The following is a 25724-nucleotide window of genomic DNA, read 5'->3' on the forward strand; positions in this document are numbered from 1 at the left end:
GTGAGGCTAACGACTAACCGCGCGTCCGTTCAGCCGGTTTTCCGGCCGCGGCCAGCGCGTCGGCGACGCCGGTCTCGTGCTTGCCGAGGAAGCGCGGGTCCGGCTGGAACACCGCCTGCCCCAGCGCCTTGAAGCCGGCGAGCACCTCGCGCCCGGAGTCGTGCAGGAGTTCGGCCTCCCCGGCCGTGCCGGGGTCGGTGTCCGCCACGCCGTAGGCGTCGATCCCGGCGGAGTGGCACAGCATCAGCGCCCGCGGCAGGTGGAAGTCCTGGGTGACCAGGGTCGCGTGCTCGACGCCGAAGATCTTCTTGGCCCGTACGCAGGACTCCCAGGTGTCCAGTCCGGCGAAGTCCCGCACGATCCGCGACGCGGGCACCCCGTGGTCCATCAGGTACGCGCGCATGGCCGTCGGCTCGTCGTAGCCCGGCGCGGTCGCGCCGGTGGCCAGGATCACCGTCACCTTGCCGCGCCGGTACAGGTCGAGCGCGACGTCCAGGCGGCGGGCGAGGTACGGCGTGGGGTATCCGCCGTGCTCGGCGGCCCCGAACACGACGGCGACCGGCTCGTAGGGCACGGTGGCCGCGGTGCGCTGGTAGGAGGACGAATATGCGTGCACCGCGGTCACCGGGGCGAAGAACAGCAGCACCATGAGGCAGGCCGCCTGGTACAGCCGGCGCTGGGCCCTGCGTGCCCGGGACGAGGGAGTGCTCACGTTGGGAAGACGCGCAGGGGGCGGGGGCGGTTGCGCATGGATCTTCGATCGGGCCGGTCGGCGAGGGCGCGCCGGGCCTCAGACCGCCCTTATCCGGCGGCGCCGGGCCAGTTCGTCGACCATGCCCTCGGAGGCCGCCCCGGAGGCGTCGCCGCCGGCGGTCGCGGCCCCGGTGCCGGTGCCGGTGCCCGCGCCGGAGCCCGCGCCGAGGTCGCCGTCGCCGACGCCCGGGAACTGCCGCAGCGTGCCCTCGACCTCGCGGCACACCGCGTCCACCGCGATGCCGAACACACCCTGGCCGCCCTGCACCAGGTCGAAGACCTCGGTCGGGGAGGTGCACTCGTAGACGCTGGCGCCGTCGCTCATCAGGGTGACGCCGGCCAGGTCGGCCTCACCGCGGGCGCGCAGGTAGCCGACCGCGATCCGGATGTTCTGCAGCGACACGCCGGTGTCCAGCAGCCGTTTGACGATCTTCAGCGCGATGATGTCGCGGAAGCTGTAGAGCCGCTGCGACCCGGAGCCGGCCGCGGACCGGATCGACGGCTCGACCAGGCCGGTGCGGGCCCAGTAGTCCAGCTGGCGGTACGTGATCCCGGCCGCGGCGCAGGCCGTGGGCCCGCGGTAGCCGATCAGCGGGGCGTCCTCGTGCCGCGCGGCTCCGGCCGGCAGGTCCCCCGGTCCGACCGCGCGCGGGAACCCGCTCCCGCCCGCAGCGCCCGTCCCGCTCATGTGCTTGGCCTTCCGCTTGAAGAGCCCGGTGAAGGACCCGCGCCGATCCGTCGTGACCCGTCCTCGACCGAAGAGCTGCCGTCGTCCGAAAAGATCTGTCGCACGGATTCCTTGACGTGGATCAGCCTCCGCAAACCCCACCTGTTAGCTGTCTTCGACCGTATGCGCGGCACCGGGGGCCGGTCAACGACATCGCCCGGGAGGCATCGGGCGTGTCTTCGCGAATCGGACGATCGGGACGCGGTCCACCCGCGGTCCACCCGGCGAACGGCCGGCGCGTGGTCCCCCCGGCGGCCGGTCAGGCGCCGAAGTCCTCCGGCGAGACCTGGTCGAGGAATTCGCGGAAGCGTTCCACTTCCACCTCGTCCTCCTGCTCGTCCGGGATCAGGATGCTGCTCTCGGCGAGCACCTCCTCGGCCCCGTAGATGGTGGCCCCGGTCCGCAGCGCCAGCGCGATGGCGTCCGAGGGCCGGGCGCTGACCTGCAGGCCGCCGTCGAAGACCAGTTCGGCGTAGAAGACCATGTCGCGCATCGCGGTGATCCGGACCTCGACCAGCTGGCGGCCGAAGGCGGCCAGCACGTCGCGGAACAGGTCGTGGGTCAGCGGGCGCGGCGGAGTGACGCCCTGCTGGGCCAGCGCGATCGCCGAGGCCTCGTTGGCCCCGATCCAGATCGGCAGGTACCGCTCGCCGCTCACTTCGCGCAGCAGGACGATCGTCTGGTTGGACGGCATCTCGACGCGGACGCCGACGACGTCGAGTTCGTTCACGATGTCCACCCTATCGCGCGGCGGGCCCGCCGGGCATTCCGGGGTTGCGGGAAGATTCGCCCGCCCGTCTCCCACCACCGCCCGTGGAGGAGGCGCCACGCGCCGCTGAATCGATGAATGACGCCGGAACAGGCGTGGTCACGGCCGGAGCGGGCGAACTCGAAAGTTCCGCGCGGAGCAGCGCCGCGTAGAGCCTGACGGCCGCCGCACAGGCTTCCGCCGAACGGGCGGCGGCCCGGGAGGCGGCGGCCTGGCGGCCCGCCGTGGCCACGCCGTCGTGCCGCCTGGCCGGCAGCAAACCCTCCAGCAGCCCGGCGGCGTTGCGCGCGCCGGTCAGCAGAGGACGCAGATGCCGGGGTTCGAGCCCGAACTCGCTGAGCGCGTGGGCCGCGCGGACGACGAACACCGCGTCGCCGCCGTAGGCCTCGGCTTGCGGCAGCAGGCCGAAGGAGACCAGGTCGGCCACGAACGAGCCGGGCACGCCGGCGGTGCGGGCCAGGCCCTCGCGGCCGAGGTGCAGTTCGCCGACGTCGGTGGCTCCGCTCTCGAAGAACTCGGGGTCGGCGACGGTGGCCGCGCGGGCGCGGGGCTGCGGGATCGGCGGCAGGGGCGGGGTCAGGGTGGAGACCGGGGGCAGCTCGGACGGTGCCGGAGTGTCGGGGCCCTGGCCCTGGTCCTGGCCCTGGTCCTGGCTCCGGCCCCGACGAGGGGCCTGGCCGTGGCCGTGGCCCGCACCGTGGCCCGGCTCGTCCGGATCCCCTATCCCGAGCCCGGCGGCCGACGTCAGGGCCGCCACGATCCCCCCGGGGTCCTCCGCGGCCGCCCGCGGGCCGTCGGCCGCCAGGTGCTGCCGGATGACCTTCAGCGGCAGGTACTGGTCCCGCTGGGCGGCCAGCACCCAGCGCAGCTTCTCGACGTCCTGCTCGCTGAACCGCCGGTAGCCGGCCGGGGTGCGCTCAGGGCTGATCAGGCCGCCGCTCTCCAGGTAGCGGATCTTGGACACGGTCAAGTCCGGGAAGTCGGCGGCCAGCCGGCCGATGACTTCGCCGATGGTGAGCGCCTCGCCGGACACGCGGGTCAGCCTGCCTCTCCTGCCGGCCCCCCGGTCGAACGTCGGTATCGGGTCCCGGCTGCCGCTCAGCCGGCGTGGAACACCAGGCGGTACTTGCCGACCTGCACCTCGACGCCGTCGCGCAGCAGCGCCTCCTGGATCAGGTTGCGGTCGACGTAGGTGCCGTTCAGGCTGCCCACGTCGCGCACCAGGAAGCCCTGCGCGCTGCGCACGAACTCGGCGTGGCGGCGGGAGACGGTGACGTCGTCCAGGAAGATGTCGGAGTCCGGGCTGCGGCCCACCGTGGTGACGTCCGCGTCGAGCAGGAAGCGGCTGCCGGCGTTCGGGCCGCGGCGCACCACCAGCAGCGCCGAGCCGGCCGGGAGCGCGGCCAGCGCCTCGCGGTCGGCCGGGCCCAGCCCGCCGATCCGCTCGGTGTCCTCCCCGACCGCGGCCTGGTCGGCCTCCGCCAGGTCGACGCCGGACAGGGACATGGTCGAGGTCCGCTCCGCGGCCCCCTCGGCGGCCAGGGGGTCACCCGGCAGCGGGGGCTCGGCCAAGGCGGTGCCGCAGTGCGAGCAGAAGCGGCTCCCCGCTTGGTTGGCGTTCCCGCACCTGGTGCAGAACGGCATGTCGTGGGCCTCCCGGGTGATTCGGTGCGGGCGGTGGCAGCCGCCTGCGTTGGTCGCAACTTATGGGGCGCTTCTCGTCGAGGTCAACCGGAACGCGCCGAGTACCCGGTGCGGATTCCCGTCGCCACCTCGGCGCGCGGCGCCGTCCCGACACGCCGCCGTGTCCACCCTACGTCGTCTCAGCCCTCGAAAACGAAGTCCGGGACCGGACGTTCCGGTCCCGGACCTCAGGCTCGGCTGGGCGCGTCGGCTCAGCCCTCGAGCGTGGCCTCGTAGCCCTTGCTGTCCAGCAGGGCGTCCACCTCGGAGACGTCGTCCGGCTCCACGTCGAAGATCCAGCCCTCGCCGTAGGGGTCGGAGTTCACCAGGTCGGGCTGGCCGTCCAGGGCCGAGTTCACGGCGGTGACGGTGCCGGTGAGCGGGGCGAACAGGTCGCTGACGCTCTTGGTGGACTCCAGCTCGCCGCACGGCTCGCCGGCGGTGATCCGCGACCCGACCTCGGGCAGCTGCACGAAGACGATGTCGCCCAGCGCCTCCTGGGCGTAGTCGGTGATCCCGACGCGGACGCTGTCGGCGTCGCCGGAGCGGACCCACTCGTGCTCGGCGGTGTACTTCAGCTCTTCGGGGGTCATCGGCTTCCTTGCCGCCCTTTCCTCGAGGGTGGTCGGCGGCGCGGCGGCCGCCACGGACCGGCGGGCCCGCGGTCATATTCTGGACCATGGACGGCACCGCGGCGCACCGGGCCCGGTCAGCCCGCCTTCGCGTACTCCGGGTACGGCTGCGGCGCGACGGCGTCCACCAGCACCTGGCCCGGCGTGATCGTCGCCGAGGCCCCCGGCACCGACCGCACGCTGGCCACCACACCGCCGGGGATCTGCATGGCCGGCTGCAGCGTGTTGGGGTCGCCGATCACCTTGTAGACGTAGGGCTGGGTGAGGTTGTGCCCGTCCAGGGCGATCCCGCCGTCCGGGGTGTCGACGAACGCCGAGGACACCACCACCCGCACGTCCCCGATCTGGATCACCTCGGCCCCGGCGGCCCGCAGCTCCTCCAGCGCGTTGAGCAGCGTCGCGGACTTCAGCTGGGCCTGCGGATCGGCGATGGTCATGGTGATCCCCGGCCCCTTGGCCTTGACCGTCCCGGCCAGGATCTGCAGGTCCTTCGCCTTCTGCTGGGCCTGCGCCAGCGCCGCCTGCGCCTTGTCGGCGCTGTTCTGGATCGCCGCGTTCTGCGTCTGCAGGTCGCGCAGCTCGGCGTCCAGCCGCTGCCCGCGCGCGGTGACGTCGTCGAGGATGTGCACCAGGTCGTCGCTGCGCGCGGCGCGCAGGAACTGGTCGGAGGTGTTGGTGGCGTGCACCTGGATGGCCAGCGCGGCCCCGAACGCGGCCAGCAGGACGCCGACGACCACCTGGTTACGCGACATCCGCGGCGGCCACAGGGCGGCGAACAAGCGCTTGCGGCCGAGGGACACGGGATCGGCGGGAGGGGAGGCCTGCGGGGCGGGGTGCGGCCCCGGACGCCGGGACTCGGCCCCCGGGCGGTGCCGAGGGGAGTCCGCGGCATGAGCGGCCGGCCCGGACTGCGGACGACGGCGCGGACCCGGCTCCGACGAGGCGTGCGCGGCCGGCGGACGGCCGGAGGCACGCCGCGGCTCCCCGGGCGGCGGCGGCCCGACACGGCGCTTGGGGGGCGGCCCGGCCGGAGTACGACGGCGCGGGGGCTCCTCGGAGGCGGGCTGCTCGCTCGGCTCGGAGCGGCGGCGGGGAGGCTCCTGGCCTCCGTCCCCCTCACCGCTCGGCTCGGAGCGGCGGCGAGGCGCGGGCTCTTCTTCCTCGGCTTCCTCGGCTTCCTCAGCCTCATCCGCGGCGGCGACAGGAGCTTCTTCCTCTGCCTCGCCGGAAGGCTCTCCCCCGGAAGGCTCTTCGCCGGAAGACTCCTCGTCAGCAGGCTCATCGGAAGCGACCGGCTCAGGATCCGCAGACTCCTGCGCGGCCTGATCCTCCCGCTCCCCGGGCTCCGGCTCAGGATCCGCCTCACCCTCCGGCCGCACCTTCGGCGTGAACGGATCCCGTTCCTCGCCCTCCCCCGGCTCCTTCTCCGGCTCAGCCCCGCTTCCCGGCCGCGTCTGCACCGAACGCTCCTTCTCAGGCGTGGAAGATGTGGCGGCGGATGGCCGCGGCGTTGGAGAAGATGCGGATACCGAGCACGACCACGACGCCGGTGGTCAGCTGCGAGCCCACGCCGAGCTGGTCGCCCAGGAACACGATGAGGGCGGCCACCACCACGTTGGCGACGAAGGAGACCACGAAGACCTTGTCGTCGAAGATGCCGTCGAGCAGGGCGCGCACGCCGCCGAAGACCGCGTCCAGGGCCGCCACCACCGCGATCGGCAGGTAGGGGGCCAGTCCGTCCGGGACGGTGGGATGGAACACCAGCCCCGCGATCACGCCGATCACCAGTCCGATCGCCGCGATCACGACGCCCTCCAGATCATCTCGTAGCCCGGTTCGGAAAACTGCTGGGGCCACCGTACCGAACCCTCGGGGGTCCTCAAGGCACCGGCACCGCATCGTTGACAGTCAGCTGGGAGGCCGCGGGCAGCGCCAGATGGTCCTTGGTACCGGTGTCGAAGCGGATGCCCCACTGGGACTTCAGCCCGAAGAGGTACTTGCCCTCGGTGCTGTTCGCGAACTTCGCCGCCATCGACTTCGGGTCGCCGATCGCCTGCAGCGTGTACGGCGGCGACAGTGGGCGGAAGTCGACCAGGATCGCCGAGCCCGCGGTGCGGATCGCGGACAGCGCGGTCAGCCGCTGGCCGTTGATGGCGATCGCCTCCGCACCGGAGTACCACAGCCCGTTCACCGCGTGCTGCAGATCCACGTCCTGCACCCGGCTCAGGTCGCCGCCGCCCTGCTGCCGCACGTCACCCCCGGAGGGGTTGGCGGAGCCGGTGGCGTCGCCGAGCACGACCTCCAGCCCCGGCCCGGTCACCGGCACCGCGCCGGTCGACACCGACATCGCCGCGAACGCCTTGCCCTGCTCGGTGGACGGCCCCAGCGCCGCGGCCTGCGCGGCCTGCAGCTGGGCCCGCACCATGGAGATCTGGTCCTCGTCGACGGAGTTCTTGCGCTCCACGTCCTGCACCCGGGAGATCAGCTGCTTGCGCTCCCGCTCCACCTGCGGCGCCTGGCGGTGGGTCTGGATCGCGGCGATCACCAGCACCAGCGCGATCGCGGCCACGCCCAGCAGCACCGTCGGCGACATCCGCTTGGTCCAGTGCCCGTGCTCCGAGCTCTCCCCGCGGGCCTCGCGGCGCGCGGCGGCCTCAGCGTAGCCGGGATCCAGCGTCTCGCTGAGCAGACCGGTGAGCAGCGACATGGAGGCGTCGCGGCGCCGGCCGTCCGGAGTCCTGGTCGGGGACCCGTTCGGCGTGCGGGGCGGCGTGGGCATGGAGGTCATCCTGGCATGTCCTCAGCCGCGGTCGCCCGTTGACCGGGCCGTCACCGGCCCGTGCCGCGCGTCACCTGCCGGGCCTGCACGAAGTACATGGCTCCGGCCAGCAGGTACAGCGCGGTGCCCCAGCCGACGAAGGCCCAGCCGAAGATGTTGCCGATGTCGGTCAGGTGGCTGTGCTTCTCGCCGATCTGCCCGAGCAGCAGCAGCGGGAAGGCGTACAGCAGGTTGAAGGTCGCGGCCTTGCCGAGGAAGTGCACCGGCAGCGCCACGCCGTAGCCGGCCTTGCGCAGCCGGGGGGTGATGAACAGCAGCATCGCCACGTCCCGGCCGACCAGCACCACCGGCAGCCACAGCGGGATGATGTGCCTTATCGTCAGCCCGACCAGCGTGGCCAGGATGTAGAGGCGGTCGGCCAGCGGGTCGATCATCGCGCCGAACTTGCTCATCTGGTTCCAGCGCCGGGCCAGCTTGCCGTCCAGCCAGTCCGAGAACCCGGACAGCGCCAGGATCACCAGGGCCCACACGTCGTACTTGGGGCCGCCGTAGTAGGGCGACAGGATCAGGCCGAGGAACACGGGAACGCCGGCCAGGCGGGCGAGGCTGATGAGGTTCGGGATGGTGAAGATGCGGTTGGAGACCGGCAGCTCCTCCTCGGCGTCGTCGGAGTGACCGTCGTCGTACGCCTCGTAGTCCTCGTCGTACTCGCCGTCGTCATAGCCGTCGCCGTTGTAGGCGTCACCGCCGCCGTTGTAGCCGTCGCCGTCGTAACCGTCGCCGTCGTGGCCGTCGTAGCCGAGGGAGCGCACGTCGACGGTGGCGTCGTCGTCCGGCGACCGGTACCCGTCGTCGTACCCGTAGTCCCGGTACGACTCGTCGTAGGGCTCCTCGCCGTAGCCGTCGTCGTAACCGCCCGCCCTGCCTCGTTTCACGAGAGAACCATAGGCGATCAGCACCCCTGGCCACGGCGTCGGCGCGGGTCCGGGGCGGTTTCACCAAGAAAGGGCAAAGTCTGGTTCAAGAACTGGCCCATGATCATCAACTCAGCGTGTCCAAGCGGTAGCCTCTGTGATGCAGGACCGGCCGACCCACCGCACCAGCCCGCACGGTGTCGCCGAGTACGAAACCGCTCCACCCGCGCCCTGTCTCCCTCTCCCCCCAGGTGATCCGGCAGCGCGGGTGGAGCGCTCAGCTTTACGGACGGTGTCCTCGCCGGCGCCGCCCGCCACGACTCCCCCCGGTCGTGTACAACCTCACACCCCCCACGCGATCCTTGCGCCCCTACCTTCGCTGCGGCTCAGACCTGCCGCAGGGCCCTGTCGCGCCCGCCCGCCTCCGGGTGTGGGCACCCACGGTAGCCGCCGCGCGCATAGCCGTCATGTTGAGCTCTCAACATCCGTAAATCTGCGTACACAGATCTACAGCGCTCACCCGCTGTGCTAGCCCCCATTCCGTGAATATGATGGGCTTGAACAAGTCCATTCCACTCGACGCGCAACATGAGCGCTGTCACCGCGTTGGCGGGAACGCGGCACGGGAATGGCACCAACACGCAAGGGGGGAACACCCGCCGTGTCAGAACACACATCTGCACACTCCGCCGAGCACGAGGACGAGGACGATCAGGAACTGGTCCCGGCCTCCGGCGGATCGCTCGCCGGCCGCGGCCATCGCCCGGTCCGTTACCGGCCCTCCACGGGCTACCTGCCGTGGCTGCTCACGATGTGCGACCGTGAGCTCGCCCGGCACATGACGCGCCTGCTCGCCGAACTCGACCTCACCGAGGCCCAGTACGGCGTGCTCCAGGCGCTGGTCCATCTGCGCCGCGCCTCCTCGGCAACGCTGGCCCGCTCGGTCTCGGTGACGCCGCAGGCCATGGTCGGGCTGGTGGCCGCGCTGGAGCGCAAGGGCTACATCACCCGCGAGTTCGGCCGGGGTGCCGGCCGCGTCATCGACGCGGAAGTCACCGCGCGCGGCAAGGAGGCCTACGAGGCCGCCAAGCGCCGGGTGCGAGCCCTGGACCGCTCGCTGCGCCGGTCCTACACCGACGAGGAGTTCGACCAGCTGGTGGGGCTGCTGGAACGACTCCCCGGGGTGCTCGGCCGGCTCGACGACCAGCGCGGCAGCCGCCGCCGGGGCGTCGACGACTAGGAAGCCCACCGGCGCGGAGCGCACAGCGCGACCGCACATCATGCGAGTTCTGCCACCGTCTTGACCTTTCGCTAAAACGAACGCGGGCTGCGTTCCCCGGAGCGGGAAATCTGATATACCGTCAGATCCATGACTGACGGCATACCGGCCGCTCCGGGGACCGCCGCGTGGTTCCGCGAGGGTCCGGACGGCTTCGTCCTGCTGGCCGGCCGCTGCACGACGTGCGGCGCCCTGAGTTTCCCCCCGCGCCCGATCCCGGGCTGTCCGGACCCGGACTGTGACGGGCAGGAACAGAGCCCTCACCCGTTGTCCACCACCGGATCGCTGTGGTCTTACACCGATGCCCGGTATGTCCCGCCGCCGCCGTACCCGCGACCGCCGGATACAGAGTTCTCCCCCTACGCACTGGCCGCCGTCGAGCTGACCGCCGAGCGGATGATCGTGCTCGGACAGGTGGCCCCCGACGTCCCGATGGCCGATCTGCGCGTCGGGATGGCGATGGAACTGACGCCCGGAGTGCTCGTTTCCTCCACGGGCGTTGAGGAACGGGTCTGGAACTGGAGGCCCACCGCATGAGCCGGCCGGACTCCGTCGCCGTCCTGGGTGTCGGTATGCACCCCTGGGGCGCCCTGGGCAAGTCGTTCATCGAATACGGCCTGGTCGCGGCGCGCGCCGCCCTGGCCGACGCCGGCATCGGCTGGCGGGACGTGCAGCTGGTCGTGGGCGGGGAGACCATCCGCAACGGCTACCCCGGCTTCGTCGCGGGCTCGGCGCTGTCCCAGGCCCTGGGCTGGCAGGGAGCGCCGGTCGCGAGTTGTTATGCGGCATGCGCCACTGGAGCCCAAGCGCTTTCGACGGCCCGCGCGCATATTCTCGCCGGCCTCGCCGATGTCGTTTTGGCGGTCGGCGCGGACACCACCCCTAAGGGTTTTTTCGCACCCGTCGGAGGAGATCGCCCGGACGACCCGGACTGGCTGCGATTCCGCCTCCTCGGTGCCACCAACCCGGCCTACTTCGGCCTGTATGCGCGGCGGCGGATGGCATTGCGCGGTTCGACCGAGGCGGACTTCGCGGCGGTGAAAGTAAAGAACGCACGCGCCGGCTCTCTGAACCCCAACGCGCGCTTCCGCGCGGAAGTGGACGCCGACACCGTCCTGAACTCCCCGATGGTCAGCGACCCTCTGCGCCTGTTGCAGATCTGCGCGACCAGCGACGGGGCGGCGGCGGTGGTCCTGGCGTCCGAGGAATACGCGCGGCGGCTGGATCGGGACGCGGTGCGCATCCGCGCGATTTCGGCGATCACTCCGGAGTATCCGAGAACCGTTCCGGATTTCCCCTACCTGGCCTCTGATTCGACCATGCTGACCGCCCCCGCCTCCCGGACCTTCCGCGAGTCCCTGGCGCATTCGGCCTACGAGGCCTGCGGCCTGGGTCCGGAGGACGTGGACCTGGCCGAGGTCTACGACCTCACCACCGCGATGGAGCTGGACTGGTACGAAGAGATCGGCCTGTGCGCGCCCGGCGAGGCCGAGAAGCTGCTGCACGACGGCGTCACGGCACTCGGCGGACGCGTCCCGGTCAACCCCAGCGGCGGCCTGAGCTCCTTCGGCGAGGCCATCCCGGCCCAGGCGATCGCGCAGGTCTGCGAGCTGACATGGCAGCTGCGCGGCGACGCCGGCGCGCGCCAGGTGGAGGGGGCGCGCGTCGGCGTCGCGGTCAACCAGGGCCTGTTCGGCCACGGGGCGGCGGTGGTGGTGGGGCGGGCCTAGTTCCCGCCCTGCCGTCCCGTCGTCCCGGGCACGAACGGGTTGACCTGGAGGTCGTCACTGCACGAGCCGGAGATGTTCCAGGACAGCGTGGTCTGTCCTGGGGAGGCCGGCAGCGAGATCTGGACCTGCCGGACCGAGCCGATGGCCGCGCACGAGAGGTTCTTCGAAGTGGCGGGCGCCTCCCACTCCCAGAGAGCGGAGGCTGTCTGCCCCGGCTTCAGGTCCACGGCGGGCGGCGTACTGTCCCCGGCCGCCAGCCCGCCGGCCGGGCCGCGGGGCGTCTGCCGGGCGGAGAAGATCTGCTTGCCGGAGCTGTCCGCGGCCGCGAGTTCCGGGTAGCCCTGCAGGCGGCAGGTCGTGGTGCCGGTGTTCCGGAACAGCAGCGGGACGACTTCGAGACCGCTGGCGGCGCCGCCGTGGCCTTCGGTGACCGAGAGTTGGTTCATCTGGCAGGACGGCGGGGTGGCCGGCGTGCCGGAGGTCCCGGTCGCCCCGGGCACCTGCGCCGAGCCAGTCGTGGTCGGGCCATTGCTCGGGCTGCTGCTCGAGTTGCTACTCGGGTTGCCGCTCGGGTTGCTGCTCGAGTTGCTGCTCGGCGTGGTCGGCACCGTGGTGGCCGCCTGGCTCGGCGTCGCAGAAGTCGGATACGGCGACTGCGCCGTCGTGGTCGCGCCCGGCGGCAACGGCGCGGACGAGGCGCCGCCGCCGAACCGCGCGACACCCACCACGACCGCCACCGCGGCCGCGGCGAGAACAGCGGCCCCGGCCGCCCGCCGGTTCCCGGTGCGCCGAGTCCCGACCCGCCGCAGCTCCTCCGGCGGAGCCATGGGCTGACCGGCCAGGTCCATCCGCGCCCCCCGGAAGAAGTCCTCGATCTCAGCAGGCATGGGAAACCCCTTCCAGCTCCGCGGCGAGCGCCGCCCGGCCCCGCGACAGCCACGACTTGACCGTGCCGACCGGAGCCCCGGTCTCCACGGCGATGTCGGTGACGGGAAGGTCCAGCAGATAGTGCAGGACCAGCGCGCGCCGCTCGGCTTCTCGCAGCCCGCGCAGCGCCCGCACCAGCACGACGGTGTTCTCGGACGGCGCCGGCGCCGCGGGCCCGGGCTCCCACGCGCCCGCGGCCCTCGCCCGCCGCGCGACACCGAGGCGGCGCCACCGGTCGGTGGCCATCCGCTGCACGACCATCCGCAGCCAGGACTCGGGCTGGTCGTAGCCCCGAACCCGGGACCAGCGCTGCCACGCCCGGATGTAAGCCTCCTGCACCAGATCCTGGGCCGTGCCCAGGTCTCCGGTCATCGCGTACGCATATTGCAGGAGGCGATGAGACGTACCTCTGTAGAAGTCGTCGAACTCGGAGTCATCGGCCATCCCGCCCCGTCCTTCGCCCTGGCGCGCAGTGCGCGTTCCGTTTTCCTACAGACACGGGGAGGGTCGGGGCGAGGTTGCGGCCGGCGGCTCAGCCCTCCGTCTTCTGCACCCGCGCCACCAACTCGGCCAACTCCCCCAGCCCCATACTCCCCGGCGCCCGCCCCTCGGCCGCGAACTGCGCGCTGAGTCGCTGCATCAGGGCGTTGACCGGGGTGGGGACGCCGTGGGTGCGGCCGACGAGCACGATCTCCCCGGACAGGTAGTCGGTCTCGATCGACCCCGCGCCGCGGGCCAGGCTCTGCCAGCTGGAGCCCCCGCCGCGCGGCGTGCCGGGGATCTCGGCGAAGTCCATGCGGTCGGCCTGGACGGCGCGGCGCTCGCCGGGGCCGACGAAGGGGATTCCGGCGGCGTTCAGGGCGCGGCGGCCCTCGTCCTGGGCGGTGTCGACGAGGCGTTCGGCGAGTTCCTCGTCGGCGGACAGGTCGGCAACGGCCTCGAAGGCGTTGCCGAGGTTGTTGAGCAGCTTGCCGTACTTCCAGCGCATCACGTCGTCGACCACCGGGGCGTCGAAGCGGCTCTCGGCCAGGTCGTGGCCGATCTGCTTGATGCGGTCGTCGATGCCGTCGGGGTAGCGGCCGACGGTGAGGATGCCGGACTGGGGCGCGCAGTGCGCGGCCACGACGCCGGGTTCCAGGTGCAGGGAGGGCAGCCACACGCACAGCCCGTAGACGTTTTCGAACAGCCGCAGGGCGACGCGTTCGTTCTCCACACCGTTCTGCGCGCAGACCACGGGGATGAGTTCCGCGGCGGTGCCGGCGCCGCCCGCGACCGGCAGTCCGGCCCACTGCTGGAGCACGGCGGCGGTGTCCTGCGACTTCACGCATAGGATCAGCACGTCGTCGGGCCGCAGCTCGCCGAGTTCTTCCGGGCCGGCCACGGCCGGGATGGGCAGCTGCAGGTCGCCGTCCGGCGTGAGCAGCCGCAGGCCGTGCTCCCGCAACGCCGTCAGGTGCGCGCCGCGCGCGACCAGGACCACGTCGTGCCCGGCCTCCGCGAGGCGCCCGCCGATGCTCCCGCCGACCGCGCCGGCGCCGATGATGATGTAGCGCATCTTCGGACTGTAGCGGGCGTGGCCGCTGTGTGAAGGGCAGCCGTCCATCCTGAGAACGGCTGATTTTGCGATCTTGTGTCCACAGGTTCTACTGACAAGTAAACCAATACGTGTTTGACTCCCGGTGTGAGCGATCCGACACCGTCACCAGTCGATCCGGATCCGTACGCGGAACGGCCCTGGCTGAAGTTCTACGCGGCGGGGGTGCCCACAGACGTCACGATCCCCTCGGTCCCGGTGACCCGGCTGCTCGACGACGCGGCCGACGACTTCGGCGACCGGACGGCCCTCGTCTTCTTCGGGCGCAAGACCGGTTACCGGCAGCTGCGCCAGGACGTCGACCGGCTGGCCGGGGCGCTGCGGGAGCTGGGCGTCGAGCGGGGCGACCGGGTCGCGCTGGTGCTGCCGAACTGCCCGGCGGCGGTGACCGCCTTCTTCGCGATCCTCCGGCTCGGCGCCGTGGTGGTCGCCTGTAACCCGCTGTACACGGACTCCGAGCTGCGGCACCAGCTCACCGACTCCGGCGCCAAGGTGGCGATCGTCTTCGACGGCGCCTACGCCACCCTGGACGCCGCGCGCCCCGGGACCGCTCTGGAGCACGTCATCTCGGTGTGCCTGGCCGACTTCCTGCCCGCCCTCAAGCGCAAGCTGCTCGACCTGCCGCTGGGCGCGGCGCGGGAGAAGCGCGAGCGGCTGATCACACCGCTGCCGGCCGGCGCCCGCGCCATCCCCTACCCGGAGCTGATGGCCACCTCCCCCGGCCCGGTGGAGCAGGTCCCGGTCGACCCGGCGCACGACTTGGCGGTGCTGCAGTACACCGGCGGGACCACCGGACGGCCCAAGGGCGCCATGCTGACCCACCGCAACCTGGTCGCCAACGCGCACCAGGTCCGGGCCTGGGACCCGCACGCGGAGCCCGGCAAGGAGTCGGTGCTGTGCGTGCTGCCGCTGTTCCACGTCTACGGGCTCATGCTCTGCGTGGTCACCGGCGTGCTGCTGGCCGGGACCCTGGTCCTGCTGCCGACCTTCGATCCGGAGCTGGTGCTGGACGCGGTCAAGCACGAGCGCCCCACCGTGTTCCCGGGCGTGCCGCCGATCTACAGCAAGCTGCTGGAACACCCGAAGATCGGCAAATACGACCTGCGCTCCATCCGCACCTGCATCTCCGGCGCGATGCGGCTGCCGGTGGACACCATCGACGCCTTCCAGGCCGCGACCGGCGGCCGGCTGGCCGAGGGCTACGGCATGACCGAGTCCTCACCGGTGACGCTGGCCAACCCGCTGAACTCCAACGCCCGCCCCGGCACCATCGGCCTGCCGCTGCCGAACACCCACGTGAAGATCGTCGACGAGTTCCGCCAGGACCGGGTGCTGCCCATCGGCGCGGCAGGGGAACTGGTGGTGTTCGGCCCGCAGCTGTTCCAGGGCTACTGGAACCAGGAGGACGAGACCCGCCTGGCGCTGCGCAACGGCTGGCTCTACACCGGCGACATCGGCGTGATGTCCCCGGACGGCTACGTGACGCTGATCGACCGCAAGCGCGACGTGGTGATCGCCTCGGGCTTCTCGATCTACCCCTCCGAGATCGAGGACGTGCTGCGCGAGCACCCCGCGGTCTACGACGCGGCGGTGATCGGCGTGCCGGACCCGTACCGCGGCGAGAACGTGAAGGCCGTCATCCAGCTCGCCGAGGGCATGGCGGTGACGGCGGAGGAACTGGACGTCTTCAGCCACCAGCACCTGGCGCCGTACAAGGTCCCGAAGCTCTTCGCCTTCCGCGACGAGCTGCCGCGCAACATGATCGGCAAGGTGCTGCGCCGGGTGCTGCGCGAGGAGCACGCGGCCGAGCACGCGGAACTCGGGGACCTGCCGCCGGACCAGGATCCGTTCGCCGATTTCAAGCGGTGAAACGCCCGCGGCGCGGCCGCGCGGGGTGTGAGACCCTCACGCCATGTTCGGAACCGTCGACCTCCCCGAGTTCGTGCTCGGCGCCCTGTTCATCGTCCTGCTGCCCGGCCCGAACTCGCTCTACGTGCTGACCGTCGGCGCGCGCAAGGGCGTCCGCACCGGCTACCGCGCCGCCACCGGCGTGTTCCTCGGCGACACCGTGCTGCTGACCCTGACCGCGCTGGGCGCCGCGTCGATGCTGAAGGGCTCGCCGACCACGTTCGACATCGTGAAGTACCTCGGCGCCGGATACCTGGCGTGGCTCGGGTTCGGGATGCTGCGGGCCGCGGTACGGGGATGGAAGGCACGGCGCCAGGCGGTCGCGGAGGGCGTCGCGGACACCGAGGCGGTCGCCGAGGAGGCCGAGCGGCCGTTCCGGCGCGCGCTGATCGTGAGCCTGCTCAACCCCAAGGCCATCCTGTTCGACCTGGCGTTCCTCACCCAGTTCGTCGATCCGCACGCCGCCCATCCGGCCGAGGCCTTCGTCGTCCTGTCGACGATAGTGATGCTGTTCTCGGCCGGGTATCTGAGCGTCCTGATCTTCATGGGGAACCGGCTGGCGACGGCGTTCCGGCGGCGGCGCCGGCTGTCGGCGTCGATGACCGGCGGCGTGGGGTCGCTGTTCGTGGGGTTCGCGGTGAAGCTGGCGACGGCTTCGCTGGGGGCGTAGCTCCCACCTCCGCGGCATCGTGGGGTCATCCCACCGAGTGAACAATCTCCCGCCCGGTTCGGGCGTTAGTCGATACTTACTACTGGAGATCTATCAACCACCGGTACACGAGAGGTCACACCATGCTGCGCATCGCCCTGCCGAACAAGGGATCGCTGTCGGAGGCGGCCACGGCGATGCTGCATGAGGCCGGCTACCGCCCCCGCAAGGACGGCAAGGAGCTGATGGTCGCCGACCCGGCCAACAACGCCGAGCTGTTCTTCCTGCGGCCGCGGGACATCGCCACCTACGTCGGGTCCGGGCGGCTGGACGTCGGAATCACCGGCCGTGACCTGCTGCTGGACTCCGGGGCCGGCGCTGAGGCGATCATGGATCTGGGCTTCGCCCGGTCCACCTTCCGCTTCGCGGCACAGCCCGCGACCGTCGAGAAGGTCGCCAAGGAGCCCGGGGTGGCCGGCCTGGCCGGACTGCGGATCGCCTCGGCGTATCCGGGCGTGGTGCGCGACCACCTGGCCGCCGCCGGAGTGACCGCCGAGGTGGTCAAGCTGGACGGCGCCGTGGAGGTGTCGATCGCGCTCGGCGTGGCGGACGTGGTCGCCGACGTCGTGGAGACCGGCACCACGCTGCGGCACGCCGGGCTGGAGGTGTTCGGCGACCCGATCCTGACCTCCGAGGCCCAGCTGATCCGGCGGATAGGGGCCGAGGACAGCCCGGCGGTGGAGCAGTTCGTACGGCGCCTGAAGGGTGTGATCACGGCGCGCGAGTACGTCCTGATGGACTACGACATCCGGGCCGAGCACGTCGACGAGGCAGTCCGGATCACGCCGGGCATCGAGTCGCCGACCGTCTCCCCGCTGCACGATCGAGGCTGGGTCGCGGTCCGCTCGATGGTCAGGCGTGCCGAGGCGCAGCGCATGATGGACGACTTGTGGGATCTGGGTGCGAGGGGAATCCTCGTCACGGATATCCTCGCGTGTCGGCTTTAACTGTCATGGGTTCGGCGAGCCCGGAATGACCGGAATGAAACGGACCAGCGTGCAGGTGACGGACAACCACGATCGCGACCGCCAGGTGCCCGGACCGCCCGACCCGTTCGCCCTCCCGGTGCCCGAGACCGTGCCGGCGCTCCCGGCGACCTTCCGCCCGACCCGCACCCGCGTGGCCGTGTTCGCGGTCTCCGCGGTGCTCGTCGTGACGCTGGTCGTCGTCGCCCTGATACTGCCGGACACCGGGCCCACCGCCTGGTCCACCCCGGAGCGCGTGGCCTTCGCCGCGATCGGGCCGCTGATCTCGGCCGGCCTGTACCTGCTGGCCCGCCCGCGGATCGTCGCCGACGAGCGCGGCGTCACGGTGGTGAACACGGTCCGCACCCAGCATCTGGAGTGGGCACAGATCGTGCGGGTGAACCTGCGCCCCGGCGATCCGTGGGTGCTGCTGGACCTGGACAGCGGCGAGGTGCTGCCCGCGATGGGGATCCAGGCCTCCGGCGGTCGCGCGGCGCGCCGGGCGGCCGGCGAACTGCGGGCGCTGGTGGACGAGCACACGCGGACCGAGCGGGACGACTGAGGCTCCTGACCGTCCACGATCAGCCCCGGCGCGCCGGTCATTGACAAGGGACGCAAAGCTCTGCTGAGATCACGCGGCGGCGAAGATCGCCGCGTGATCGACTCAGAGTCCTGGGGGCGGGATGAGCAGGTACCGGCGGGTCGCGGCGATCGCCGTGTCGACGTTGGCGGCTTCGGCGGGAGCGGGTGTGGCGGGGGTCGCCGCGCCGGCGCACGCCGACGTGGCGAACACAGTGTTCGTCGACGCGTCGGGGTCTCCGTGCAGCGACGAGGGACCGACGGCGGGCACCGGCCCGCTTCCGTTCTGCACCCTGCCCGCCGCGCTGGCCTCACCGACCGTGGGCAGCGGTACGACCATCTCCCTGCGCGGGACGTTCCCCGGCGGCGTCGACGTCACGAAGTCCGGGATCACCATCCAAGGGAACTTCGCCCTCATCCGCGGTGGCGCCTACGGGATGTCCATCAGCGGACAGCACGACGTCCATGTGGACCACCTCCGCTTCGGCGGGCAGGCCGGCGAAGCGGTGCGCGTGGACGCGTCGTCCGGCATCGCACTCAGTCACATCAGCGCATCAGGCTCGCAGATCGGTGCCGCGACGCCCGACACCACCCTCCCCGCGATCCGCCTGACCGGCGTGACCGGGGCTTCGATCACTGCCGGCAGCATCCACAACAACGGCGGACCGGGGCTGGCCGTCCAGGGCTCGTCCCAGGTCGTGGTCTCCGGCACCGTGGTGGCGGCCAACGGCGGCGGCGGAATCCGGCTCACCGACACGGCCACGGCCGACGTGGTCTCGGACACCGTCGACGAGAACTGCGGCGCCGGAATCGCGGTGCTGGGCGTCTCGACCGACGTCAACCTCGCCAACACGATCGACAGCAACGCCCGCACCTGTGGCGCGGTCGCGGGCGCCGCGCTGGTGGTGGACGTCTCCGGGGCCGGGACCTGGCCGACCGTCGACTCCAACATTCTCACCGCGACGCCCGGAGCCGACACGATCGTCCTCCAGGGCGGGCCGATCCCCGACGGGCCGTCGTTCGACGCGGCCGGGCACGGGACCCACGACCTCAGCGTGGACCCCGGCTTCGCGAGCGCGCTCGCGGCCGGTTCGTTCCTGCGGGCGGACTTCGGCCTGGCTCCGACCTCGCCGGCCATCGACTCCGGCGACTCCGGTGCGCGCGACGAACCCGCGCGCGACGCCGTCGGCAACCCGCCGGTCGATGATCCGCACGTCGCCGACACCGGAAGCGGCCCGATCGGCTACGCGGACCGCGGCACGCTGGAATACACGCGCTATGCCGCGCCGAACCCGACCATCACGGCCACCACCGGCACGACTCCGGCGACGTACCGGACGGTCAGCGTGGACGTCACCGGCGACGGCGGCGCGTGGTGGCCGATCGTCAGCTACTCCGTCGACTTCGGCGACGGCTCGTCCACCGGTACCCTGCCCTACCCCGCCACGGCACCACTGCCTACGCACGCTTACACCGAGGACAAGACCTACGAAGGCACCGTCACGACCACCGACAGCCAGGGGAACACCTCCAAGAAGGGGTTCTCGGTCGCGGTCGCCAAGCGGGTATGGCCGCTACCGACGCTTCTCCTGTGGGAGGGCGGATCCGTGTACGGACCGAGCGGAGAGGTCACCGCCGAGGTCCAGGCTCCCGCCGCGGATCCCTGCCTGGGGTCGATCTCCGCCGACTTCGGCGACGGGTCCCCGGCCGAGATGTGGATTTACGCCCCCGGATATGGCTGTTCGGACACCACTGTCACACACCCCTACACCAAGCCGGGCACCTACACCGTCACCGTCACGGCGACGGACAAGGACGGCTGGCCGGCGGCCGGGCCGCTGGTCAAGCAGATCACGGTCTACGGACCACCGACGCCCGTTCCGCCGCCCACGACTCCCCCGACCACGCCCGCTCCCTCCTCCCCCACCGTCCACCGCATCGGCGGCACCGACCGCTACGAGACCGCGCGCCTGGTCTCCCAGGCACAGTGGAAGCCGGGATCCGCTTCGGCCGTCGTCCTGGCGCGCGGCGACCAGGCACCGGACGCGCTCAGCGGCGTCCCGCTGGCCGCGCACGTCCACGGGCCGCTGCTGCTCACCGACCCGGAGGCGCTCGACGCGGCGACGCGCGCCGAGATCGATCGGGCCACCGGCGGCCCCGGGCCGTCGAAGACCGTGTACATCCTCGGCGGGGACAAGGCCGTGTCGCCCGGCGTCGAGGCGGGGCTGCGCAAGGCCGGCTACACCGTGGTCCGTTATCAGGGCGCGGACCGCTACCGCACCTCTCTGGCGGTCGCCGGCGCGTTCGGCGGCACGTCGCACGTCATCGTCGCCACCGGCCGCGACTTCCCCGACGCGCTGGCCGCCGGACCGCTCGGCGCGGTGGAGAACGCGCCGATCGTGCTGTCCGACGGCGACACGCTCGACCCGGCCGTGGCCGGGTTCGTCTGGTCGCATCAGAACATCGATCCGGTCGGAGGCGCCGCGCAGCGCGCCGTGGCGAAGATCTATACGACGGGCCGCATCGTGAGTCACGACCTGGCCGGGCCCACCCGCTACGAGACCGCGGCCGCGGTCTCCGACGTGATCGCGCGGGTGACCGGCCATGCGCCGACCGGGCTGGGCGTCGCGTCGGGCGAGTCGTTCCCGGACGCGCTCACCGGCGGCGCCTACGCCGCCAACGCCGGGATGCCGCTGCTGATCACGGAGCCGGACACGCTGGCCGAGCCCTCACGGGTCCGGCTGGCGCAGTGGGCGAACACGCTGAGCGCGGTCACGGTCTTCGGCGGACCGAAGGCGGTGGCGGACACGGTCGTGAGCAGTGTCGCCGCTGCGGTGAAGGGCAAGGTCCAGTAGATGAGAAGGGGCCCCGGCGCGTCGCGGGGCCCCTTCCACAAAGCCTGTTCACAGGTGCTTGTAGACCGCGTCCAGGTCCAGGCCCCGCGCCAGCATCAGCACCTGCACGTGGTACAGCAGCTGCGAGATCTCCTCGGCGGTGCGGTCCTCGTCCTCGTACTCGGCGGCCATCCAGACCTCGGCGGCCTCCTCGACGATCTTCTTGCCGATCGCGTGGACGCCCAGGCCCAGCAGCTCGACGGTGCGCGAGCCCTCCTCGCCGCGCTCGGCCTTGGCGGTGAGCTCCCCGAACAGGGTCTCGAACGTCTTCGCGGTGATCGGGACAGCGGTTCCCACGCGGACCTCCACGGGCTCGTCGGCGGTGGGCGAGGCGTTCACTGCGCCGCGCCGATCTGCTTGAGGACCAGGGCGGTCGCCACCGCGGCCTCGACGGCCTCGCGGCCCTTGTCCTCGCGGGAGCCCGGCAGGCCGGCGCGGTCCAGCGCCTGCTCCTCGGTGTCACAAGTGAGCAGGCCGAAGCCGATCGGGGTGCCGGAGTCCAGGGCGACCTGGTTCAGGCCGTCGGTGGCCGCCGCACAGACGTACTCGAAGTGCGGCGTGCCGCCGCGGATCACCACGCCGAGGGCGACCACGGCGTCGTAGCCGGCGCCGGACGTGGCCAGCGCCTGCGCCACCACCGGCAGCTCGAAGGAGCCCGGGACGCGGAACAGGTCGTGCGCCGCGCCGATCTCGGCCAGCGCCTTCTCGGCGCCGCCCACCAGCCCGTCCATGACCTGGGTGTGCCACTGCGCGGCCACCACCGCGACCTTCAGGTCCGCGCCGCCCTCGATGCTGATGGCCGGCGCTCCCGCTCCGCTCACGTTCTGTTCACTCCTCGTGCGTTAGTGGCTGCCGCGCGTGCCGTTGTGGTGCGCGCGGCAAAGTCTTCCAGAACCGGCCCCGGGGTGGGGTCCAGTCTCAACGGCGGGGTGTCCGCCGGTCAGCGCGTCAGCCGGTCATCCCGTCCGCCGCTCAGCCCGCCTGCCGGTCAGCCGGTCAGCCGGTCAGCCGGTCAGCCGGTCGGCCACGAACCCGACCGCGGTCGCGAGATGCTCGGCCGCCCGCTCGTCCAGGTCCGGCAGCTCGTGGCCCATCCGGTCCCGCTTGGTCCGCAGGTAGCGGATGTTGTCGGCGGTCACGGTCACCGGCAGCGGCACCCGGCCGGCCACCTGGAGCCCGAAGCCCTCCAGCGCGCTGCGCTTGTCCGGGTTGTTCGTCAGCAGCCGCATGGACCGCACGCCGAGGTCGGCCAGGATCTGCGCCCCGGTGCCGTAGTCCCGCGCGTCCGCCGGCAGCCCCAGTTCCAGGTTGGCGTCGACGGTGTCGTGCCCGAGCTCCTGCAGTTCGTAGGCGCGCAGCTTGTGCATCAGGCCGATGCCCCGGCCCTCGTGCCCGCGCATGTAGAGGACGATGCCGCGGCCCTCCAGGTCCACCGCCCGCAGCGCGGCGTGCAGCTGCGGGCCGCAGTCGCAGCGCAGCGAGCCGAAGATGTCGCCGGTCAGGCACTCGGAGTGCACCCGCACCAGCACGTCCTCGCCGTCGCCGATCTCGCCGCGGACCAGCGCGATGTGCTCGGCGCCGTCCACCTCGGAGCGGTAGCCGACGGCCTGGAACTCGCCGAAGGCGGTGGGCAGCCGGGTCTCGGCCACCTTGGTCACGCTCTTCTCGGTGCGGCGGCGGTAGGCGATCAGGTCGGCGATGGAGATCAGCGCCAGGCCGTGCTCCTTCGCGAACCGCGCCAGCTGCGGCAGCCGCGACATCGAGCCGTCGTCCTCGACCACCTCGCAGATGCCGGCCGCCAGCGGCAGCCCGGCCAGCCGGCACAGGTCGATCGCGGCCTCGGTGTGCCCGGCGCGCACCAGGACGCCGCCGGGGTTGGCGCGCAACGGGAAGACGTGGCCGGGCCGTGTCAGATCGTCGGCCGAGGTCGCCGGGTCGGCCAGCAGCCGGATGGTGCGGGCCCGGTCCGCGGCCGAGATGCCGGTGGTGACGCCGTCGCGGGCGTCCACCGACACCGTGTACGCGGTGCCCTTGCGGTCCTGGTTGATCGCGGTCATCGGCGGCAGGTTCAGCCGGTCGGCGTCGACGGCCGGAAGCGGCACGCAGATCACCCCGGAGGAGTAGCGGATGGTGAACCCGACGACCTCGGGCGTGGCGAGCGAGGCGGCGAAGATGAGGTCGCCCTCGTTCTCCCGGTCCTCGTCGTCGACCACGACGACCGGGCGGCCGGCCGCGAGCTCGCGCAGGGCGCGCTCGATGCCGTCCAGCACGATCGGCTCGCTGGCCTCCAGAACACCCGACTCCACGGCGCTCATACCGTGACCTCCTTGAAAGCGGCGGACTGCGCCGACGGCACAGCCTTGCGGGCCCTCGCCTTCACCATCCACTGGCGCAGCCCCGCGACGACTATCGCGAAATAGAAGACGTAGACCAGGCCGGACACCGGCAGGCCGTTGTTGAAGGCCAGCGGGACGCCCACGACGTCGACCGCGACCCAGACGAACCAGAACTCGACGTACCCCCGGGCCTGCGCGATCGTGGCGACCAGCGACCCGATGAAGATGTAGGCGTCGGGCCAGGGGGCCCAGGACGCGTTGTAGTGTTCGAGCACCTGCGCGAAGGCCACGGTGCCCAGGCCCAGACCGACGGCGAGCAGCGCGCGCTCCGTCCAGGTGGCCCAGCGGATGGTGATGTCGTGCTCGTTCCTGCGCACCGCGTTCCACCGGAACCAGCCGTAGACGGCCATCCCGGCGAGCGCGACCTGCCGGGCGGCGGTGCCGCCGAGGTGCGCTGATATGTTCGCGCCGAACAGCAGCACACAGCCGGCTATCTGCACCGGCCACGCCCACATGGAGCGGCGCATCGCGAGCGCCACGGTCGCGAGACCGAGGAGGTTGCCCAGCAGGTCCGACCACTTGACGGTCTCGCCGAACAAGTGGAACGCGACCGCGTTGGCCCAGTGGAACATCGCGCTCACGCCCGCTGCGCGCCGATAGCGGCGCCGGTCGCGAGGGTCGCATCGGTCGTGCCGGTCGCGCCGGTCGTGCCGTTCGCACCGGTCGCGCCGTTCGCACCGGTCGCACCGCCGGCCTTGCCGTCGAGCCCGAGCAGGCGCTCGGTGTACTTGGCGATGACGTCGACCTCGAGGTTCACCGCCGCCCCCGGCTGCTTGCGCCCCAGCGTCGTGAGCTCCAGCGTGGTCGGGATCAGGCTCACGGTGAAGCTGTCGGCGTCGGCCTCGACCACGGTCAGCGAGATGCCGTCCACGGTGATCGAACCCTTGTCGACCACGTAGCGGGACAGCGCGGCCGGAAGCGAGACCCGCACAACCTCCCAGTGCTCGCCGGGAGTCCGGGACAGCACGGTGCCGACGCCGTCGACGTGTCCCTGGACCAGGTGGCCGCCCAGGCGCGCGCCGAGCTGCATGGGGCGCTCCAGGTTCACCGGGTCGCCGGGCCTGAGATCGCCGAGGTTGGACTTGACCAGGGTCTCGGCCATCACGTCGGCGGTGAACTCACCGGCCGCCGCGGCCTCCCGGCCGTCCTCGATCACGGTCAGGCAGACGCCGTTGACGGCGATGGACGATCCGTGCTCCGCGTCCGAGGTGACCAGCGGGCCGGCCACGCGCAGCCGCGCGGAGTCGCCCTCGGTCTCCAGGGCGACGACCCGGCCGAGCTCTTCGACGATGCCAGTGAACACCGTGCACTCCCCTATCCGCCTCATCCGCCCGCCCGGTCGGCGCGCGGCCAGAACCCGGGCTCCGGGGAAAGGGGGTGCGTGAAGGGAGGCGGCGCGCGACGACGAAGAACCCGCCCACGGCGGGTGCCGTCACGAACGCCACGACGGGTCGGCGGACCCGTCGCGTGCAGCCTCCCATCCGGACTTTAACCGTCGGTCCCGGAATTCCACCGGATCGGCCGCCCGTTCGCCGAGGCGATCGAGCGGTTCGCGGACTGTCACCGCCGGTTCGGAATTTCACCGACCCCGGAGCACGCGTTCGTCGTACGGAACCAGTGTGCCACGCGATTCATTCCCGGCCGGCCGGGCGTGGTGCGCATCACGCTGACTCGCCTCGGAATGTAACACGTTCTAGTTTTTGGCGGAAGGCCGAGCTCAGGCCAGGCGGGACAAGGCCAGCTCCGCCTGCTGGCGCAACTTCACGATGGCCGCGTCGGGGTCCTGCGCGCCGTAGACCGCGGAGCCGGCCACGAACACGTCGGCGCCGGCCTCGGCGCAGCGTTCGATGGTCTCGGCCGAGACGCCGCCGTCGATCTGCAGCCAGAGCGAGCCGCCGTGCCGGTCGATCAGCTGCCGGGTGCGGCGGATCTTCGGGAGCACGACGTCCAGGAACCGCTGGCCGCCGAAGCCCGGCTCGACCGTCATCACCAGGATCATGTCCAGTTCGGGGAGCAGGTCCTCGTACGGTTCGATCGGCGTGGCCGGCTTCAGCGCCATCCCGGCCCGCGCCCCGGCCCCGCGGATGCTGCGCGCCAGCCGGATCGGCGCGTGCGCGGCCTCGACGTGGAAGGTCACGCTGCCCGCCCCGGCCTCGGCGTAGTCCGGCGCCCAGCGGTCCGGGTCGGCGATCATCAGGTGGCAGTCGAGCGGCCGCGGCGAGGTCTTGACCAGCGATTCGACCACGGGCAGACCCAGCGTCAGGTTGGGCACGAAATGGTTGTCCATCACGTCGACGTGGATCCAGTCGGCCGACGGGACCGCGTTGACCTCGTCGGCCAGGCGGGAGAAGTCGGCGGAGAGGATGGACGGGGAGATCTGGACGGAGCTCATGGCTCAGATTCTCGCAGATGGGGGTTCCCGGCCCCGCGCGGCCCATCGACTGCGGACGTACCCCCCACTACGCTTCGGTGCTGACGACGAGGTC

28 protein-coding genes and 1 riboswitch are annotated in these 25724 nt (G+C 71.9%); of the genes, 9 read left to right on the plus strand and 19 right to left on the minus strand.

What is annotated here, in order from left to right:
* Positions 1-13: 13 nt before the first annotated feature.
* The 10 genes from ABD466_RS33890 to clsA all read right to left on the minus strand — a co-directional run bounded on the left by ABD466_RS33890 (position 14) and on the right by clsA (position 7993).
* Positions 14-712, minus strand: a complete 699-nt coding sequence (locus ABD466_RS33890) for a SanA/YdcF family protein (protein WP_344661324.1) — start codon at positions 710-712, stop codon at positions 14-16.
* Between the two features lie 78 nt (positions 713-790).
* Positions 791-1441, minus strand: coding sequence for a MerR family transcriptional regulator (locus ABD466_RS33895; RefSeq protein ID WP_344661325.1), 651 nt, complete (start codon positions 1439-1441; stop codon positions 791-793).
* 298 nt (positions 1442-1739) lie between these two features.
* A complete protein-coding gene (locus ABD466_RS33900; protein ID WP_344661326.1) occupies positions 1740-2210 on the minus strand; it encodes a bifunctional nuclease family protein in 471 nt (156 codons plus the stop codon).
* 10 nt (positions 2211-2220) lie between these two features.
* Positions 2221-3282, minus strand: coding sequence for a MerR family transcriptional regulator (locus ABD466_RS44560; protein ID WP_425558815.1), 1062 nt, complete (start codon positions 3280-3282; stop codon positions 2221-2223).
* A gap of 65 nt (positions 3283-3347) precedes the next feature.
* Positions 3348-3893, minus strand: coding sequence for a zinc-ribbon and FHA domain-containing protein (locus ABD466_RS33910; RefSeq protein ID WP_344661327.1), 546 nt, complete (start codon positions 3891-3893; stop codon positions 3348-3350).
* A gap of 251 nt (positions 3894-4144) precedes the next feature.
* Complete coding sequence (gene gcvH, locus ABD466_RS33915; protein WP_344661328.1) at positions 4145-4525, minus strand: glycine cleavage system protein GcvH; 381 nt, start codon at positions 4523-4525, stop codon at positions 4145-4147.
* A gap of 116 nt (positions 4526-4641) precedes the next feature.
* Positions 4642-5364 (minus strand): DUF881 domain-containing protein, encoded by a 723-nt coding sequence (locus ABD466_RS33920; protein WP_344661329.1) that lies wholly within the window; start codon positions 5362-5364, stop codon positions 4642-4644.
* A gap of 673 nt (positions 5365-6037) precedes the next feature.
* Positions 6038-6370, minus strand: coding sequence for a small basic family protein (locus ABD466_RS33925; protein WP_344661330.1), 333 nt, complete (start codon positions 6368-6370; stop codon positions 6038-6040).
* Between the two features lie 73 nt (positions 6371-6443).
* The gene (locus ABD466_RS33930; RefSeq protein WP_344661331.1) at positions 6444-7343 is read right to left on the minus strand and encodes a DUF881 domain-containing protein; all 900 of its coding nucleotides are present in this window, start codon (positions 7341-7343) and stop codon (positions 6444-6446) included.
* A gap of 50 nt (positions 7344-7393) precedes the next feature.
* The gene (gene clsA / locus ABD466_RS33935; protein ID WP_344661381.1) at positions 7394-7993 is read right to left on the minus strand and encodes a cardiolipin synthase ClsA; all 600 of its coding nucleotides are present in this window, start codon (positions 7991-7993) and stop codon (positions 7394-7396) included.
* A gap of 925 nt (positions 7994-8918) precedes the next feature.
* Between clsA and ABD466_RS33940 the strand changes: the two genes are divergently transcribed.
* The 3 genes from ABD466_RS33940 (at position 8919) to ABD466_RS33950 (ending at position 11266) form a co-directional block, all read left to right on the plus strand.
* A complete protein-coding gene (locus tag ABD466_RS33940) occupies positions 8919-9497 on the plus strand; it encodes a MarR family winged helix-turn-helix transcriptional regulator (RefSeq protein WP_344661332.1) in 579 nt (192 codons plus the stop codon).
* Between the two features lie 129 nt (positions 9498-9626).
* Positions 9627-10073 (plus strand): Zn-ribbon domain-containing OB-fold protein, encoded by a 447-nt coding sequence (locus ABD466_RS33945; protein ID WP_344661333.1) that lies wholly within the window; start codon positions 9627-9629, stop codon positions 10071-10073.
* Entirely contained in the window at positions 10070-11266 is a 1197-nt protein-coding gene (locus ABD466_RS33950; RefSeq protein ID WP_344661334.1) for a lipid-transfer protein, read from the plus strand. Before ABD466_RS33945 ends, ABD466_RS33950 begins: the two co-directional genes overlap by 4 nt.
* Here the strand turns inward: ABD466_RS33950 and ABD466_RS33955 are convergent.
* Entirely contained in the window at positions 11263-11712 is a 450-nt protein-coding gene (locus ABD466_RS33955) for a DUF4232 domain-containing protein (RefSeq protein ID WP_344661335.1), read from the minus strand. The genes ABD466_RS33950 and ABD466_RS33955 overlap by 4 nt on opposite strands.
* Between ABD466_RS33955 and ABD466_RS33960 the strand changes: the two genes are divergently transcribed.
* Positions 11693-12100 carry a hypothetical protein gene (locus ABD466_RS33960; RefSeq protein WP_344661336.1) on the plus strand — a complete coding sequence of 136 codons (408 nt, stop codon included), beginning with the start codon at positions 11693-11695 and terminating at the stop codon, positions 12098-12100. The genes ABD466_RS33955 and ABD466_RS33960 overlap by 20 nt on opposite strands.
* A 42-nt stretch (positions 12101-12142) precedes the next feature.
* Here ABD466_RS33960 and ABD466_RS33965 read toward each other — a convergent pair whose 3' ends face one another.
* Together ABD466_RS33965 and ABD466_RS33970 are read right to left on the minus strand one after the other, a co-directional pair.
* Positions 12143-12637, minus strand: a complete 495-nt coding sequence (locus ABD466_RS33965; protein WP_344661337.1) for a SigE family RNA polymerase sigma factor — start codon at positions 12635-12637, stop codon at positions 12143-12145.
* Positions 12638-12725: 88 nt separating this feature from the next.
* The gene (locus tag ABD466_RS33970) at positions 12726-13748 is read right to left on the minus strand and encodes a ketopantoate reductase family protein (protein WP_344661338.1); all 1023 of its coding nucleotides are present in this window, start codon (positions 13746-13748) and stop codon (positions 12726-12728) included.
* Positions 13749-13874: 126 nt separating this feature from the next.
* Between ABD466_RS33970 and ABD466_RS33975 the strand changes: the two genes are divergently transcribed.
* The 5 genes from ABD466_RS33975 (at position 13875) to ABD466_RS33995 (ending at position 20803) form a co-directional block, all read left to right on the plus strand.
* Positions 13875-15656: an AMP-binding protein gene (locus tag ABD466_RS33975; protein WP_344661339.1), complete on the plus strand. Its 1782-nt coding sequence runs from the start codon at positions 13875-13877 to the stop codon at positions 15654-15656.
* 43 nt (positions 15657-15699) lie between these two features.
* On the plus strand, positions 15700-16365 hold the full coding sequence (leuE, locus tag ABD466_RS33980) for a leucine efflux protein LeuE (RefSeq protein ID WP_344661340.1): 666 nt from the start codon (positions 15700-15702) through the stop codon (positions 16363-16365).
* A 122-nt stretch (positions 16366-16487) separates the two neighbouring features.
* Positions 16488-17351: an ATP phosphoribosyltransferase gene (gene hisG, locus ABD466_RS33985; protein ID WP_344661341.1), complete on the plus strand. Its 864-nt coding sequence runs from the start codon at positions 16488-16490 to the stop codon at positions 17349-17351.
* Positions 17352-17385: 34 nt separating this feature from the next.
* Positions 17386-17931 carry a PH domain-containing protein gene (locus tag ABD466_RS33990; protein ID WP_344661342.1) on the plus strand — a complete coding sequence of 182 codons (546 nt, stop codon included), beginning with the start codon at positions 17386-17388 and terminating at the stop codon, positions 17929-17931.
* A gap of 121 nt (positions 17932-18052) precedes the next feature.
* Entirely contained in the window at positions 18053-20803 is a 2751-nt protein-coding gene (locus ABD466_RS33995) for a cell wall-binding repeat-containing protein (RefSeq protein WP_344661343.1), read from the plus strand.
* 48 nt (positions 20804-20851) lie between these two features.
* Here the strand turns inward: ABD466_RS33995 and ABD466_RS34000 are convergent, their stop codons facing one another.
* The 6 genes from ABD466_RS34000 to rpe all read right to left on the minus strand — a co-directional run bounded on the left by ABD466_RS34000 (position 20852) and on the right by rpe (position 25630).
* Positions 20852-21121, minus strand: a complete 270-nt coding sequence (locus ABD466_RS34000) for a phosphoribosyl-ATP diphosphatase (RefSeq protein WP_344661382.1) — start codon at positions 21119-21121, stop codon at positions 20852-20854.
* A gap of 56 nt (positions 21122-21177) precedes the next feature.
* On the minus strand, positions 21178-21663 hold the full coding sequence (ribH, locus tag ABD466_RS34005; RefSeq protein ID WP_344661344.1) for a 6,7-dimethyl-8-ribityllumazine synthase: 486 nt from the start codon (positions 21661-21663) through the stop codon (positions 21178-21180).
* A gap of 183 nt (positions 21664-21846) precedes the next feature.
* Complete coding sequence (locus ABD466_RS34010) at positions 21847-23157, minus strand: bifunctional 3,4-dihydroxy-2-butanone-4-phosphate synthase/GTP cyclohydrolase II (protein WP_344661345.1); 1311 nt, start codon at positions 23155-23157, stop codon at positions 21847-21849.
* Complete coding sequence (gene pnuC / locus ABD466_RS34015) at positions 23154-23810, minus strand: nicotinamide riboside transporter PnuC (RefSeq protein ID WP_344661383.1); 657 nt, start codon at positions 23808-23810, stop codon at positions 23154-23156. Before pnuC ends, ABD466_RS34010 begins: the two co-directional genes overlap by 4 nt.
* Positions 23811-23815: 5 nt before the next feature.
* Positions 23816-24541 (minus strand): riboflavin synthase, encoded by a 726-nt coding sequence (locus ABD466_RS34020; protein ID WP_344661346.1) that lies wholly within the window; start codon positions 24539-24541, stop codon positions 23816-23818.
* A 160-nt stretch (positions 24542-24701) separates the two neighbouring features.
* Positions 24702-24839, minus strand: a riboswitch (FMN riboswitch).
* A gap of 116 nt (positions 24840-24955) precedes the next feature.
* On the minus strand, positions 24956-25630 hold the full coding sequence (gene rpe, locus ABD466_RS34025) for a ribulose-phosphate 3-epimerase (RefSeq protein WP_344661347.1): 675 nt from the start codon (positions 25628-25630) through the stop codon (positions 24956-24958).
* Positions 25631-25724 lie beyond the last annotated feature (94 nt).

The organism is Catenulispora subtropica (assembly GCF_039531675.1).
Classification (GTDB): domain Bacteria; phylum Actinomycetota; class Actinomycetes; order Streptomycetales; family Catenulisporaceae; genus Catenulispora; species Catenulispora subtropica.